This window comes from Streptomyces sp. NPDC034084 (assembly GCF_055575535.1).
Genome location: NZ_JBVISK010000001.1, coordinates 1,057,821 through 1,071,755 on the forward strand (window position 1 = coordinate 1,057,821; position 13,935 = coordinate 1,071,755).

11 protein-coding genes and 2 tRNA genes are annotated in these 13,935 nt (G+C 72.8%); 3 read left to right on the forward strand and 10 right to left on the reverse strand.

What is annotated here, in order from left to right:
• Window positions 1-59: 59 nt before the first annotated feature.
• Together ACZ51I_RS04785 and ACZ51I_RS04790 are read right to left on the reverse strand one after the other, a co-directional pair.
• The gene (locus ACZ51I_RS04785) at window positions 60-1,769 is read right to left on the reverse strand and encodes a glycosyl hydrolase family 18 protein (protein ID WP_468871505.1); all 1,710 of its coding nucleotides are present in this window, start codon (window positions 1,767-1,769) and stop codon (window positions 60-62) included.
• 246 nt (window positions 1,770-2,015) lie between these two features.
• Window positions 2,016-3,098 carry an LLM class flavin-dependent oxidoreductase gene (locus ACZ51I_RS04790; RefSeq protein ID WP_468871506.1) on the reverse strand — a complete coding sequence of 361 codons (1,083 nt, stop codon included), beginning with the start codon at window positions 3,096-3,098 and terminating at the stop codon, window positions 2,016-2,018.
• A gap of 372 nt (window positions 3,099-3,470) precedes the next feature.
• Between ACZ51I_RS04790 and ACZ51I_RS04795 the strand changes: the two genes are divergently transcribed.
• Together ACZ51I_RS04795 and ACZ51I_RS04800 are read left to right on the forward strand one after the other, a co-directional pair.
• The gene (locus ACZ51I_RS04795; RefSeq protein WP_017237127.1) at window positions 3,471-4,229 is read left to right on the forward strand and encodes an IclR family transcriptional regulator; all 759 of its coding nucleotides are present in this window, start codon (window positions 3,471-3,473) and stop codon (window positions 4,227-4,229) included.
• A gap of 74 nt (window positions 4,230-4,303) precedes the next feature.
• A tRNA-Lys gene (locus ACZ51I_RS04800) sits at window positions 4,304-4,377 on the forward strand.
• Window positions 4,378-4,474: 97 nt separating this feature from the next.
• Here ACZ51I_RS04800 and ACZ51I_RS04805 read toward each other — a convergent pair.
• From ACZ51I_RS04805 to ACZ51I_RS04815, 3 genes are all read right to left on the reverse strand, one after another.
• The gene (locus ACZ51I_RS04805) at window positions 4,475-5,068 is read right to left on the reverse strand and encodes a lytic polysaccharide monooxygenase auxiliary activity family 9 protein (RefSeq protein ID WP_468871508.1); all 594 of its coding nucleotides are present in this window, start codon (window positions 5,066-5,068) and stop codon (window positions 4,475-4,477) included.
• A 137-nt stretch (window positions 5,069-5,205) separates the two neighbouring features.
• Complete coding sequence (locus ACZ51I_RS04810) at window positions 5,206-6,990, reverse strand: SPFH domain-containing protein (RefSeq protein WP_468871509.1); 1,785 nt, start codon at window positions 6,988-6,990, stop codon at window positions 5,206-5,208.
• A gap of 295 nt (window positions 6,991-7,285) precedes the next feature.
• On the reverse strand, window positions 7,286-8,815 hold the full coding sequence (locus ACZ51I_RS04815; RefSeq protein ID WP_468871510.1) for a peptidoglycan-binding protein: 1,530 nt from the start codon (window positions 8,813-8,815) through the stop codon (window positions 7,286-7,288).
• Window positions 8,816-8,999: 184 nt separating this feature from the next.
• Between ACZ51I_RS04815 and ACZ51I_RS04820 the strand changes: the two genes are divergently transcribed.
• Window positions 9,000-9,073 (forward strand) — tRNA-Lys (locus tag ACZ51I_RS04820).
• Between the two features lie 304 nt (window positions 9,074-9,377).
• On the opposite strand, the gene ACZ51I_RS04825 is transcribed toward ACZ51I_RS04820, so the two are convergent.
• From ACZ51I_RS04825 to ACZ51I_RS04845, 5 genes are all read right to left on the reverse strand, one after another.
• Window positions 9,378-10,043 (reverse strand): class F sortase, encoded by a 666-nt coding sequence (locus tag ACZ51I_RS04825; RefSeq protein ID WP_468871511.1) that lies wholly within the window; start codon window positions 10,041-10,043, stop codon window positions 9,378-9,380.
• 2 nt (window positions 10,044-10,045) lie between these two features.
• Window positions 10,046-10,774, reverse strand: coding sequence for a hypothetical protein (locus tag ACZ51I_RS04830; protein WP_468871513.1), 729 nt, complete (start codon window positions 10,772-10,774; stop codon window positions 10,046-10,048).
• Window positions 10,775-10,846: 72 nt separating this feature from the next.
• Window positions 10,847-11,626 carry an HAD-IIA family hydrolase gene (locus tag ACZ51I_RS04835; RefSeq protein ID WP_073807786.1) on the reverse strand — a complete coding sequence of 260 codons (780 nt, stop codon included), beginning with the start codon at window positions 11,624-11,626 and terminating at the stop codon, window positions 10,847-10,849.
• A 162-nt stretch (window positions 11,627-11,788) separates the two neighbouring features.
• Complete coding sequence (locus tag ACZ51I_RS04840; RefSeq protein WP_468871514.1) at window positions 11,789-12,655, reverse strand: hypothetical protein; 867 nt, start codon at window positions 12,653-12,655, stop codon at window positions 11,789-11,791.
• A 186-nt stretch (window positions 12,656-12,841) separates the two neighbouring features.
• Window positions 12,842-13,918, reverse strand: a complete 1,077-nt coding sequence (locus tag ACZ51I_RS04845; protein WP_468871698.1) for an ROK family transcriptional regulator — start codon at window positions 13,916-13,918, stop codon at window positions 12,842-12,844.
• Window positions 13,919-13,935 lie beyond the last annotated feature (17 nt).

A 13,935-nucleotide genomic window follows, 5' to 3' on the forward strand; every position in this document is an offset into this window, starting at 1 on the left:
GGCCGGAGGGACATTCCGGGCGGGGGCAGTGGTCATGAGGGGTTCAGCGGGTCAGGGCCTCAACAGGCGCCCTGGTCCTTCCAGACGCCCCACTCGCCGGTCGTGCCCGGCTCCTCGTTCTGGGTCCACCACTGGGCCTTCCAGGTGTGGCCCTTGTGGGAGACGAGGCTGCCGCCGGTGTAGACGGTGCCCGCGACGTACGCCGGGGCGGTGCAGCCGGCCGGCGGCTGGGTCGTCGGCGGGGTGGTGGGGGGCGTCGTGGTCGGCGGGGTGGTGGGCGGCGTCGTCGGCGGCGTCGTGGGCGGGGTGGTCGGGTTCGTCGGGGACGAGCCGACCGCCGTCACGATGTCCTTGAAGAGGGTCGCGTTGGCGTCGAGGCCGAGGAGCGAGTACATCATCGCGCCGGCGAGACCGCGGTTGTGGGCGTAGTCGGCGCGCGCCTGGATGGTGCGCTTGTCCAGGCCGGTGAAGAACTCGCCGTCCTTGTAGAAGTATGCGGACTGGGCCTGGTCGTCCCAGAAGGTGGTCGACGGGTTGTCGACGATGCCGCCGAGCTCCTTGTAGTACGCGATGCCGGCCGCCTGGCTGAGCGGGCGGGCGTTGGAGCCGCCGGTCGCGGTCTGCGCGAGGCCGTGGGTGGTCCCGGCCGGGACGCCCTTCCAGCCGCGGTAGTAGAACTCGTAGCCGAGGGTCAGCTTGTTCGCCGGGAAGCCGCCGGTGATGCCGTAGGCGGGCTTGCCGTCGATCCAGGAGTCGATCGCGTTCTCGATCGAGTACTTCTCGGTGCCCGGCTTGATCGGGTCGGTCGGGTCGTTGGCACCCGAGCGCAGCGGGGACTGGTGGTACGTCGGCCCGTCGCCGTCCCAGGCGCCGTGCATGTCGTACGTCATGATGTTCGCGTAGTCGAGGTACGCGCCGATCTTGTCCGTCTCGATGTTCTTGATCTTGTCCTGGCCGGCCGGGAGCGCGGCCGTCAGGAGGTACTTCTTGCCGCCGTGGGCCGCGCCGTACGCGTCGAGCTGCTTGCGGAACTCGGCGAGGAGGAGCGTGAAGTTCTGCTTGTCCTCGGGTGCGTAGTGGTTGCCCAGGTGGCCGTCGGGCGAGCCGGGGTACTCCCAGTCGATGTCGATGCCGTCGAAGACGCCGGCCGCGGTGCCGGGGCCGCCGTAGCCGCCCTCGACGGGCAGGTCACCCTGGATGTACTGCTTGATGCAGGAGGCGACGAGCTTCTTGCGGCTCGCGTCCGTCTTGGCCGCGTCCGAGAACCACTTGGAGTAGCTCCAGCCGCCGATCGAGATGTTGATCTTCAGCTTGGGGTGCTTCGCCTTCAGCTCCTTGAACTGGTTGAAGACGCCCACGATCGGCTGGTCCCACTTGTCGGCGACGCCGTCGACGCTGTCCGCCGCCGAGAAGGACTTCTGGTAGTCGGCGTACGAGTCGCCGGCGCCGTCACCCGCGTTGGGGTTGTTGTCGTCGCCCGCGGCCTTGTTCGCCTCGAAACAGGTGAGGTCGGTCGGGTGGATGTTCCCGAACGAGTAGTTGATGACGTCCAGGCCCGCCGCGATGCCCCGCTCGTCGAGGTGCTTCGGGTAGAAGGCGTTCCCGTAGACGCTCCACTGGTCGTAGTAGGCGATCTTCACGCCGCCCGTGGAGGAGGTGGCGGCGGTCTCGGCCGCCTGGGCGGAACCGATGCCGGCGGTGGCGGCGAGGGCGCCGGCGGCGAGGGCCGAGCTGAGGAGCGCGGCGATCAAGGGCTTACGGGGGTGCACGTGCTGCCTCCGGGAGGGGGTGGCGGTACGGAAGTTGGAGCAGTGATATCCGCCGCATGAACAGCACGTCAATGGTCTGAACCAGATTCAGGACTAGACCAATTTGATGGAGAAAGCCCTTGTCAGAGCCGTACGGCACAGAAGAGAACCGCCCGCCACCATCGGTGACGAGCGGTTTAAGGTTCACTTAGGGGAGGTCGGCCGGATCGTTCGCAAGTGAACCAGCCGCCCTCGGACATCAGGGTTTCACGCCTCGGGAACCTCCGGCAGCTCCGGGAGGTCGTACGCGTCGGCGATCAGCTCGTAGCTCCGCACCCGCTCCTCACCGCCGTGCCCGTTGGCCGTAATCATCAGCTCGTCCGCGCCCGTCCGCTTCCGGAGGTCGTCCAGGCCGGTGCGGACCTCGTCCGGGGTCCCGTACACGACGTTCGCGAGCCAGCCGTCCACGAACTCCCGCTCGGCGGGGCTGAACCCGTACGCCTCCGCCTCGTCCGGCGTGGGTACGAGACCTGGCCGGCCGGTGCGCAGCCGCAGCATCGCGAGCGCGCCGGCGAGGACCTGCCGACGGGCCTGCGCCGCCTCGTCGGCGGCGAACGCCGAGACGCCGATCATCGCGTAGGGGGCGTCGAGGACGCCCGAGGGCCGGAAGGAGTCCCGGTAGAGGTCGAGCGCCGGGATCGTGTTCCTGGCCGAGAAGTGATGGGCGAAGGCGAAGGGCAGCCCGAGCAGCCCGGCGAGGCGGGCGCTGAAGCCGGAGGAGCCGAGCAGCCAGACCGGCGGGCGCCCCTTCGGCCCCTGGACCGGGCCCGGCACGGCGTGGATCCGGGCGTACGGGTGGCCGTCCGGGAAGTCGTCGTCCAGGAACCGGGTCAACTCGGCGAGCCGCTCGGGGAAGTCGTCGGCCCCCTCGTCGAGGTGGTCGGTGCGCCGCAGCGCGGCGGCGGTGGCCCCGTCCGTGCCGGGCGCGCGGCCGAGTCCGAGGTCGATCCGGCCCGGGGCGAAGGCCTCCAGGGTGCCGAACTGCTCGGCGACGACGAGCGGGGCGTGGTTGGGCAACATCACGCCCCCCGAGCCGAGCCGGATGCGCCGGGTGTGCGCCGCGAGGTGGGCGAGGATGACGGCCGGCGAGGAGGAGGCCACCCCGGGCATGGAGTGGTGCTCGGCCACCCAGTGCCGGTGGAAGCCGCGCCGCTCGGCGAGCCGGCTCAGCTCGACGCTGGTGGCGAGCGCCTGGGTCGCGGTGCGCCCGCTGCCGACGGTCACCAGGTCCAGTACGGACAGCGGTACGGGCGCGGTCCCCCGCGCCTCTCCTCGAATAGCGTCGGTCACCGTGGGGACCCTCCTCGGCACGCGTGCGGATGCAGCCAGATACATCAGACCCACAACAGGAGGGTGTCTCCGCTTATTCCGCCGAGTCCCGCCGCTGCCTCCGCTTCCGCCCCGCGGCCTGTTCCACTCCGGTCACGCGGCGGAAATTTATCCGGAGCGCCCGTGGCCGAACACCGCCGCCCGGCGCCCCGGCGCACGCCCCTGACCTCCGACTCTGCGCACCACTCATGACATGGGCATATGCCAGAGTGGTGCGCCCCAGCCCAGAGGCCGGATCCTCCGCATCATTCTCGCCAACACCCGCCCCGTAGAAGGTGCTTGGCGGCTATCGTGGTACGAAAGCTTGCGGTCACAACCTGGTAGGGGGAAACCGTGGCGCTGAAGCCCGAGCCCACCGCGCCGTTCCACTCGGTGCAATACGCCCTGCGCGTCCTCGAGACGGTCTCCCGGCACGGCGGCGGAGTGACAGACGTCCAGATCGCGCGCGAGACGGGCCTGCCCGTCGCCCACCTGTCCTCGCTGCTCCTCATGCTCCGCCGCGAGGGGTACGTGGAGCAGGTCGCCGACGGGGCGTACGTGATCGGGGACTCCCTCGTCCTCCTCGGCTCCGGCCTGACCCGCCGGGAAGCCCTGGAGGCCAAGCTCCAGGAGACCCTGACCGAACTCCGCGACTCCGTCGGGGCGGCGGTCTACATCAGCCGGTACATCGACGGCGAGGTGAAGATCACCCAGTTCGCCGACGGTCCGCGCACGCCCAAGGTCAACGAGTGGGTGGACTTCCGCTCGGCGGCGCACGCCAGCGCCGTCGGCAAGTGCCTGCTCACCCAGCTCGACCAGAACGGCCGCCGGGACCATCTCTCCCGGCACAAGATCGCCCGGCTGACCTCCCGGACGATCACCAGTGAGCGGATCCTCTTCTCGAAGCTCGACAGCCAGCCGGCGACCGTCCCCGTGCTCGACCTCCAGGAGTACGCGGTGGGCACGGTCTGCGCGGCCGTCCCGCTCACGGCGGGCTCGGCGGTGGGCTGCCTGGCGCTCTCCCTGCCGATCGAGCACGCCCACCGGCTGCGCGCGGCGGCGGACACGCTGAACCGGCGAGCCGCTCCGGTGGTGCTCTCGCTGGCCATCTGAGCCGTGGCCGGGACGGTCCCGCGGGGTGGTCAGGAGCACCCCTCGGGACCAGGTAGTATTTTCTCTGTCAGCAGGCGCCGCTAGCTCAGTTGGTTAGAGCAGCTGACTCTTAATCAGCGGGTCCGGGGTTCGAGTCCCTGGCGGCGCACAGACAGAGAAGGCCCCCTCGCTTCGGCGAGGGGGCCTTCTTGTCATGCCACGGCGGCCCCCGCGAGGGCCGCCGTGCCGAGCCGGAGCCGAATGGGTCAGAACGTGACGTCCGAGCAGGCGTAGAAGGCGTTCGCGGTGTCCGCGATCGTCCACACCGCCAGGATCAGGTGCCGACCCGTCTTGCCCGCCGGGATCGTCCCCGAGTGCGAGAGCGTCGCCGGCGGCTGCTGGTTGTTGTAGGGGACGGTCAGGAAGGGCTGGGGGTCGAGCGCGGCCCGCGTCAGCTTCTGACTCGGGTCCCAGCCGTTCCTGGTGATGTAGTACTTGAAGTCGGTCGTGCGGTGCCGGGCCGTGAACTGCCAGCGGAAGCTGTAGCTCTGCCCCGCCGTGAGCCGCGTCGCCGGCCAGGCGCCGCCCCGGGGGTCGTCGAGCTCCGCGAACTGCGAGAGACCGGCGGAACAGATCTTCCCGTCGGCGGGACCGGCGGCGGGGAAGCCCTTCGGGCCCTCGACGGACTGCGGCTCCCACTGGATGGAGCCGCAGTTGGTCACGGTGCCGTTGGCGCAGAGCTTCTGGCGGCTGATCGGCGAGTCGGTGTAGCCGTGGCTGCCGGCGGTGCCGGTGCCCAGGAGGGTGACGCCGGCGACGCCGAGCGCCACCACCGCCGCCCCGACTGATTTCTTGCGCATGCTGTCGCTCCAGGAGAACGTGGGGGAGTTCCGTCGGGCCGTGCGCGCGCGTACGGGTACTGCTTCAGCGCTTCACTCGTACTTTGGTCTGGACCAAGTACCAAGGTATGGACGGAAGTTGAACATGTCCATCCCCGTCACGCCCCCTCTACCGGCCCCGTCCTGCCCGTGTAGAACGCCACCGTCAGGTCCTTGACCAGCGCCTTGCGCTCGTAGTCGTCCAGCTCCACCAGACCACGACTGGTCAGCCGGTGGACCACGTCGTCCACCGCGTCCACCACCGAGGTGAGCACGCTGTCCCGGTGCTTCGCGTCGATCGCCGCGATCCGCCGCCGGCGCATCGCCGCCGCCACCTCCGGCGCGTACTCGATGCGCGTCGGCTGCGCCGAGAACACGTCCACGCCGACCGGGGCGCACTCCGCCGACAGCATCCGCGTCAGGGCCTCGCCGACCGCCTCCGCGTCCCGCAGCGTCGGGGCGTCCTCGTGGAACGCGTCCGCCGGCAGCTGCGACAGCACCCGGGCCATCGCCGCCTCCACCTGCTCCCGCAGGTACTCCTCGTGCCCGTCGACCCCGAGCGACGCCCGGACCGTGTCCCGCACCCGCCACACCACCAGGACGGTCACGTCCAGCGCCGTGCCCTTCGCGTCCACCGCCGACAGCGGCTCACTGCGCCAGTGCCGCAGCCGGACGTCCACCCGGCGGCGGAGCAGCAGCGGGCTGACCCACACCAGACCCGTACGGCGGACCGTGCCGCGGTAGTCGCCGAACAGGGTCAGCACCCACGCGTAACCGACCCGGCCACGCCCGAGACCGCCCAGCGCGAACAGGGCGAGCACCACGCCCAGGGCCAGGAGGGCCCACTGCCCGAGCGGGATGCCGTGGTACGGGCGTACCGGCAGCCGCAGCATCCGCGCCGCCTCGGCGGGCAACGCCCCGGCCCACCACACGACGGCCGCGCACCAGACGACGGCCAGCGCCCCGCCGATCACCCCGACCCACCCGGGCAGCACCGGACCGGGCCGCTCGACGAGAGCGGGGTCGGCGGTGGGCGCGGGGCGGGAGGGAGTGACCTTGGGCCGGCGTTTCGACGGGGGCCGGTCGGCCGTCGGGGATGTGGACTGCGGCCTGGGGGGATGGGCGGGCCGGGGCTTCGACTGCGGCTCGGGCTGAAGCGCCGTGCGGGCCTCGGGGTCGGTCTTCGCCGGGTCGGCCTGCGTCTTCGACGGGGCCGGGATGGCGGGCTTGCGGCCCACCGCCGGCGGGGTCGGCACGGCCATGGAGATGGTGTCGGGCCCCTCGTCGCCCTCCGCGACGGGGGCGGGCGTCCCCGGCTCGTCCCGGAAGAGCAGGTGCACCGGGATGGAGCCGGTGGTCTCGGTTCCGATCACGTTCTTCCGCCGCGCGACCCGCACCGTGGCGGCGACGGGCACCGCGACGGTACCGACCCGCGCCTCCTCGATCCGCGCGAAGTCGAGCGCGGCGGGGGTGGAGGTGGGGGTGGGGGTGGGAGGAGAGGTGTCGGGGGACGGGGCGGAGTCCGTCACGGCTTCCGTCACCGGCTCCGTGGTGGATGCGTTCAGGGGCTCGGTGGCGGGTTCCGCCATGGGCTCCGCGGTGGGTTCCTTCACGGGCTCCGTGGTGGATTCGGCCAGGGGCTCCGTGGTGGGTTCCTTCACGGGCTCCGTGGTGGATTCCGCCAGGGGCTCAGTGGCGGGTTCCTTCACGGGCTCGGTGGCGGATTCCGCCAGGGGCTCCGTGGCGGATTCCGTCATGAGCGCCTTGTCGCCGGTCTCGTGGACGGCCTCTTCGGTGGCCGCTACTGCGACCCCTTCGGCGGCCTTCTCCTTGGCCGGCTCCTCCGCGCGGACGTCCGGCGCCGTACTGAACGCAGAACCGCTGGTACCGGCCGGGGCGGACACCGGGGTCTCCCCCGTCACAGGAGCGAGGTCCCTCCCCGGCTCGGTACCCGGCAGCCGGGCACTCAGGTCCATCCGCGGCGGGCCGGACGCGAGGGCCGGCGGCGGCGTTGCGTCCCGGGGCGGTTCCGGGGGCGTCGGGGGGCGGAGCCGGTCCGGGCCCGGTGGGGACGTGCGGGGAAGGGTGCCGTCCGTCAGGCGTCTGGCCGTGCGGGCCGCGTCACGCGAGGCCGCCGCTCCGGAGTCCGCGGGGTTCGGGGTCGATGCCGTCATTCGGGTCCACCTCATGCTCTCGGGGTCATCGGAACAAGCGCCGCCAGGTCTCCGGGCCCGGGTAGCCGTCGGCCGCTCCGCCGCGCCAGCCCTGTGCCCGCTGGAACGCCTCGACGTTGCGGCGGTCCGCCTCCGTCCAGCGCGGACCGGGTCCCGACAGGTAGTGCTTGCCGAAGCCCCGCTTCACCAGTTGTTCGCCCAGCTTCTCCACATATGCGTTGTATTGGCCCGGACGGAAGGAGCCACGCCCGGGAAACCCCGTCGCATGCGCGCTCGGACCGCCCGAACCACTCGAACCGCCGATGTCCTTGCCTCCGCCGGTCACGAGGAGCTGCCACGTCTGCGGTCCTGGCAGGCCGTCCGCCTCGGTGCCCTTCCAGCCCTGCGCGAGCTGGAAGGCCTGGGTCGCCCGGCGGTCCGCCTCGCCCCACTTCGGGCCGGGACCACGGCTGTAGAACTTCTTGCCGCCGCGCTCGACGAGGAGCTTCCCGAGCTGGGTGACGTACGCGTTGTTCGCACCCGGACCGAACTTCCCCGCCCCCGGGTACGGCGCCGCCGCCGTGGGCTGCGCCCCGCCGCCGGTGCTGCCGCCGCTCACCACGCCCCTGTAGCGGTAGGCCACGTACCGGTCGGAGTTCTCCCAGTACGCCATCGGCGTCGGCTGCTTCCGCGTGCGCGGCTTCGTCTGCTCGTAGGCGACGTAGGAGGTGTGGGTGTAGTCGGTCCAGCCGCCGAAGATCGTGACGTGCGAGCCGCGGGTCGGGTTGGCCGGGTTGTGGAAGAGCAGGATGTCGCCGGGCTGGAGCTCGGTGCGGTCGATCCGCTCGGCGAAGCGGTCGAGGCTGCCGGTCCACTCGTTGCTGCGGAGGTCCCAGGCCATGGAGATGTAGCCGGAGCAGTCCTGGCGGTACCCGTCCGACCAGTACTTCTCCATGGAGTACGGGACCTGAGCGGAGACCCACGCCTTGGCCCGGTTGATGATCTCCGCGCGGGTCGTCCGCCGCAGTGTCTCCGGCGCGATCTGACTGGTCGTCGGGACGGAGGCCGGGTCCGGGCCGGGTCCGGGCGCGCCGTGCAGCGGCTCCCGGCCGCCCTGCGGGGTCTCGGGGCCGGGCCAGGGGGTGTCGGTTGACCGGGACACCGCCGGCTCCTCCCAGAGGACCGCCGGGTCCCCCTCCATCCGGCCGCCGTCCGCCGGCCCCACTCCCGCCGGGTCTGCTTCCGCCGGGTCTGCTTCTGCCGGGTCCGCCTCGACGCGGCCGGCTCCCTCCCTGCCCGCATCCGCCCGGCCGGCTTCCGTCTCCGGGCCCGGCGCGTCAGCCGGAGCCAGGGGGCCCGGCGGGCCGGTGAGGGCCGTCGCCGCTCCGGTCCCGCCGCCGCCCAGGACCACGCCCGCCGCCGTCACCAGGACCAGCGCGCGGCGGGCGCCGTGCGCCGCCGGGTGGCCGCCGACCCGGACGGGCATGCCAAGGGCGAGGTCACGCCGCTGCCGGGCGCAGCCCGGGCAGCCGCAGTCGGCCGCTGGTTCGAATTCCTCGAAGACCGGCACGCTCATGCGATTCCCCTCCACACTCGTCAAGATCTTTTTGACCCTCGTTTCGGGCGTCAGTGTCTCAACTGTCTGGACAAATCGCATTTTGACGGATTGAAGGCTTGATACGACCATCCGACAGGCCGGAGGCGACCGATATTGGTCAGGAGCACGCCCCCACGTCGGGTAGAGTTCTCTCTGTCAGCAGGCGCCGCTAGCTCAGTTGGTTAGAGCAGCTGACTCTTAATCAGCGGGTCCGGGGTTCGAGTCCCTGGCGGCGCACGCAGAGTCAAGACCCCCTCACCGATGGTGAGGGGGTCTTGGTCGTTCTCGGGACTGTTCCGCGCCAACTACCGTATGTCGTCAGCCGGTTACCCTCCCTTCCTGGGCCGGGCGGGGGCCGGGCCTCTACAGTGTGCGGAACCCCGACCTCCCGCGGCGGCACCGGGCTCCTCCCGCGGCTCGTGAGCCCCGCGGTCGAGGACCGGCCCGGTCGGCGGCGGCTCGGGACGCGCCCCGCCGACCGCGGCCCGGTTCCGCGGGAAGCGGGGAGCCGAGAGTGCTGAAGGACCGGCGAGCGGGCAGCTCAGGCGCCCGTGCCCGTCAGGTACGCCGAGACCACCACGTTCGCCGTGTACGCCCCCGCCGCCCGGTCGAAGCGTCCGCCGCAGGTGATCAGGCGGAGCTCGGCGCGGTGGGGGTCCCGGGCGCCGTAGACCTTGGCCGCGTCGAAGTCCTCGCGCGGGAAGACCTGGACGTCGTCGACGGTGAACTCGGCCACCGATCCGTCCGTCCGGGTGACGCGTACCTTCGCGCCGGGGCGGGCCGCGCTCAGGCCGTAGAAGACGGCCGGGCGGGTCTCGGTGTCGACATGTCCGACGAGAAGGGCCGCGCCTGCGGCGCCCGGCCGGGTGCCGGCGCCGAACCAGCCGACCGTGTGCGGCATCTCGAAGGGCGGCGGATCGATGGCGCCCGTGTCGTCCAGGCCCCGCGCCACGACGGGCGCCCTGATGCCGAGGGAGGGGATCTCGACCCGCCGGGGTTCGAGGGCCGGGAGGGGCCCGTGGGCCGGGGGCAGCACGACGCCGGGCGGGCGGCCGACCGCGGCGATGTCACCGGTGGTCGGCGCGGAGGCGCCGCCGGGGCCCTCGGTGGCCTCGCGGCCCCAGAGCCAGAGCCCGGACAGCAGGACCGCCCAGGTCACACCCGTGAGGAATCGCCCGGTGCCCGCCGGGCGGGTTCCGGACGACATGGTCATTCCCCGCCGGTGCCGGGCCCGGGGGCGCGGCGGCGGGCGGCGCGGGAGCTGCGGAAGGCGACCGACACGGCGGCGATCGCGGCCATGCCGAGGCCGAGCAGGGTGTACGGGGTGCCGAGGCCGTTCTCGGAGGTGGTCTGGGCGACGCCGGGGGCCACCGGGGCGGCGAAGGCGGCGGCGCCTCCCCCGCCGGCGCGGACCGGGGCGACCGGGCTCGGGTAGTGGGTCGGCCAGTGCGTCGGCTGATGGGTGGGCTGGTGCGGCGGCTGGTGACTCGGCTCGTGCGTCGGCTGGTGCGTCGGCCGGTGGCTCGGTTCGTGCGTCGGCCGGTGGCTCGGTTCGTGCGTCGGCCGGTGGGTGGGCTCCTGGTGGTGCCCGACCTTCACGGTGCCGACGCCCGCGTGCGCGTGGCCGTCGCAGGTCACGCTGACCTTGTACGTACCGCCGGCGAGGCCGGACCTGATCGTGGTGTCGCCGAACAGCGGGCCGCCCCCGCCGTCCCGGCCGGTGAGCTCCGCGTCGGTGACGAACGCCGGCGACGTGGCGGCGCCGGTCGTGCCCTTGCAGCCCTGGACGCGGACGTCGACGTCGGCGCCGGGCGAGGCGGTGGACGGGGTGACGGTGGCCTTCACCCCGTCGTGGGCGTACGCGCCACCGGCCGCGGGTGCCAGGACGAGCACCAGGGCCGCCCCTGCGGCACGGAGAGGAATGGGACCTGAACGCATCGTGACCTCCTGATATGCAGGGTCACCCGAATCCGCTCTTCTCGCATCCGCAGGGGACCGAGCCGGTGGTCCTCACACGCGGTCGACGATGTCCGCGATCGACGGGACGATCTTCGACGGGCGGAACGGGAAGCGGTCGATCTCCGCCTGCGTCGTCAGACCGGTCAGGACCAGGAAGGTCTGCATGCCCGCCTCCAGACCGGCCAGGATGTCGGTGTCCATCCGGTCGCCGATCATCGCGCTGGACTCGGAGTGGGCGCCGATCGCGTTGAGCCCCGTGCGCATCATGAGCGGGTTCGGCTTGCCCGCGAAGTACGGTTCCTTGCCGGTGGCCTTCGTGATGAGGGCGGCGACGGAACCGGTGGCGGGGAGGGGGCCCTCCAGGGAGGGGCCGGTCTCGTCGGGGTTGGTGCAGATGAAGCGGGCGCCGGCGTTGATGAGGCGGACGGCCTTGGTCATCGCCTCGAAGGAGTACGTACGGGTCTCCCCGAGCACCACGTAGTCCGGGTCGTGGTCGGTGAGGACGTAGCCGATGTCGTGCAGCGCGGTGGTCAGACCGGCCTCGCCGATGACGTACGCGGTGCCGCCGGGGCGCTGGTCGTCGAGGAACTTGGCGGTGGCGAGGGCCGAGGTCCAGATGTTCTCGACGGGGACCTCGAGCCCCATGCGGGCGAGGCGCGCGTGCAGGTCGCGGGCCGTGTAGATCGAGTTGTTGGTGAGGACCAGGAAGGGCTTCCCGGTCTCCCGCAGCTTCTTGATGAACGCGTCGGCGCCGGGGATCGGTACGCCCTCGTGGATGAGGACGCCGTCCATGTCGGTCAGCCAGGATTCGATCGGCTTGCGTTCTGCCATGGGTGCGGGACTCCTGCCGTACAAGTGCACGCCCGGGACGTGCGAGGTGCTGGGGGCGCCGCGACAGCGCTGTGGCGACGGCCCCCAGCGTAATCAGGATGTGCTGATCTTGACCCCGCCGATCGTCCAGTACACCGGCGCGACCGCGGCCACGCCGCTCACTCAGCGGCGCCGGGAGCGCCGGCCGGCGCGGAGCCGACCGGCTCCGAAGAGGACCGCGCCGAGCAGGGCCAGGCCGACGGCGACCGGGACGAGGGCGCGCGCGTACGCCTCCGACTCCCGTCCCGTACTGGCCAGTTCCGGGTCCTGCGGCACCACGGAGGGGCTCACCGGCCTCGGCGTGGTGGGCGCGGTGGGGGCCGGCGGGCGGGTCTCCTTGCCGGGCGGCGCCGACGGGTCGGGCGCCCGGGACGAGTCAGATGCGGTGGGGGTGCCGGCCTCTGCGGGGCTCACCGTCAGGTGGTGGTCGCCGGACTCGCCGACCCAGTCGCCGTCCTCGCCCCGGCGCTGGACCACCGCCGCGTTGACGACGACCTCGTCGGGCGCCGTCTCCGCCTCGAACCTCAGCCGTACGGGGACGGTGAGGGTCCAGCCCGCGGCCACCGCGAAACCGCCGAAGCCGGTGAACGCCCCCACGTTCTCCGCCTCCTCGGTCGACTCGAAGGCCACCGGGCGCCAGCGCGCGGACCCGGCGTCGTAGAACTCGAACCGGATCTGCTCCGGCCGCAGGACCCGGTCGCGGTCGGTGAGGACGAGCACCGGGTGGACGCCCGAGCAGGGGGCGTCGGTGGTGTTGGTGAGGTCGAGCTTCAGGTCCTGGAAGGGGCCGCCCGCCGGGTAGTCGGCCGGGCCTCCGTGGATCCGGGTGTCCAGCGGGAAGCCGCCGTCGGCGGGGGTTCCGCAGGTGGGGGCGGGCGGGTCGGGGGCGGGGATGGCGAGGGCCGGGGCGCCGATCACGAGGGGGGCGGCCGTGGCGGCGGCCACGGTCACGGCGCGGACGCCGCACAGGCGCAGGGGAGCGGGTGCCATGGGGCGGGTGCCTTTGCTGCTCGCGAGCGTGGGGACGGCGGCGACGCTGCCACGCGGGAGGGGGCGGACGGCGGAGCGACACCGGGGGTACGCCCGGGAGGACCGGAACTTCCGCCCGATCGGCCTACTTTCCGATGATCGGACCGCGAGTGTGGGGTGATCGGACCGCGTCCGTCAGGCGCTCCGTCACTTTCCGAAGACCGGGGCGAGGACCAGCCACGCCGCGCCCTCCGCCACGGCGTCCCGTCCTGTCGCGAGGCCCACCGGGGCGGTCAGACCGAGGCCGGTCACCACCTCCCGTACCCCCGTGGCGAAGACCTCGGGCGCGGCGAGGACCGCCCGGCCGCCCAGGAGGACCTGGTCGATGTCGAGGAGCCGGACGAGGTTGGCCGCGCCCACTCCCAGGATCCGCGCCGCCTCGGAGAGATCGCCGCACGCGACGGCCGCCAGGCACAACACCTCCAGACAGCCGCGGCCGCCGCAGCCGCAGGGCGGCCCGTCGAGCTGGACGGTCTGGTGGCCGAGCTCGCCCGCCCCGGTCCTGTCCCCGCGCAGCGGCGCGCCGCCCAGGACGAGGCCGGCACCGAGCCCCGTACCGAGGTGGACGTAGGCGAAGGAGCCGGGGGCGTCGGGGCGCAGGGCGAGTCCGAGGGCGGCGGCGTTGGTGTCCTTGTCGAGGACGACGGGCAGCCCGAGGCGCGCCGCCAGCTCGTCCCGTACGGGATGGCCGGCCCACTCGGGGAAGCCGGTCACCCGGCCCGGCACCCCGGCCCGGTGGTCCAGCGGCCCGGGCATGGCGAACCCGACACCGAGGACGTCGGCGCGGGAGGGGCCGGCGCCGGGCGCGCTCCCGCCGGACAGGGCCTCGCCCAGCAGCGCACGTACCTCCTCCGTCACTGTGTCCAGGACCGGGCCCGCCCCCGCGCCCAGGTCCACGGGGCGGCGGCGCAGGGCGACGACCGTGCCGGCGAGGTCGGTCAGGAGGGCCGTCAGCTCGTCGCGGTCGAGGTGGACGCCCACGGCGTACGCGGCGGAGGGCACCAGGCGCAGGACCGTACGGGGCTTGCCGCCGGTCGAGGCGCGGTGGCCGGCCTCCGTCGCGAGGCCCTCGGCGCGCAGCCGCCCGGTGATCTTGCTGACCGCCTGCGGGGTGAGCCCGGTGCGCTCGGCCAGCTCGAGGCGGCTGATCCCGGTCTCCCCCGCCGTGCGCAGCAGATCGAGCACGAGCGCCGCGTTGTGGCTGCGCAGGGCCGGCACGTTCACTCCCACCAGGTCTTTCC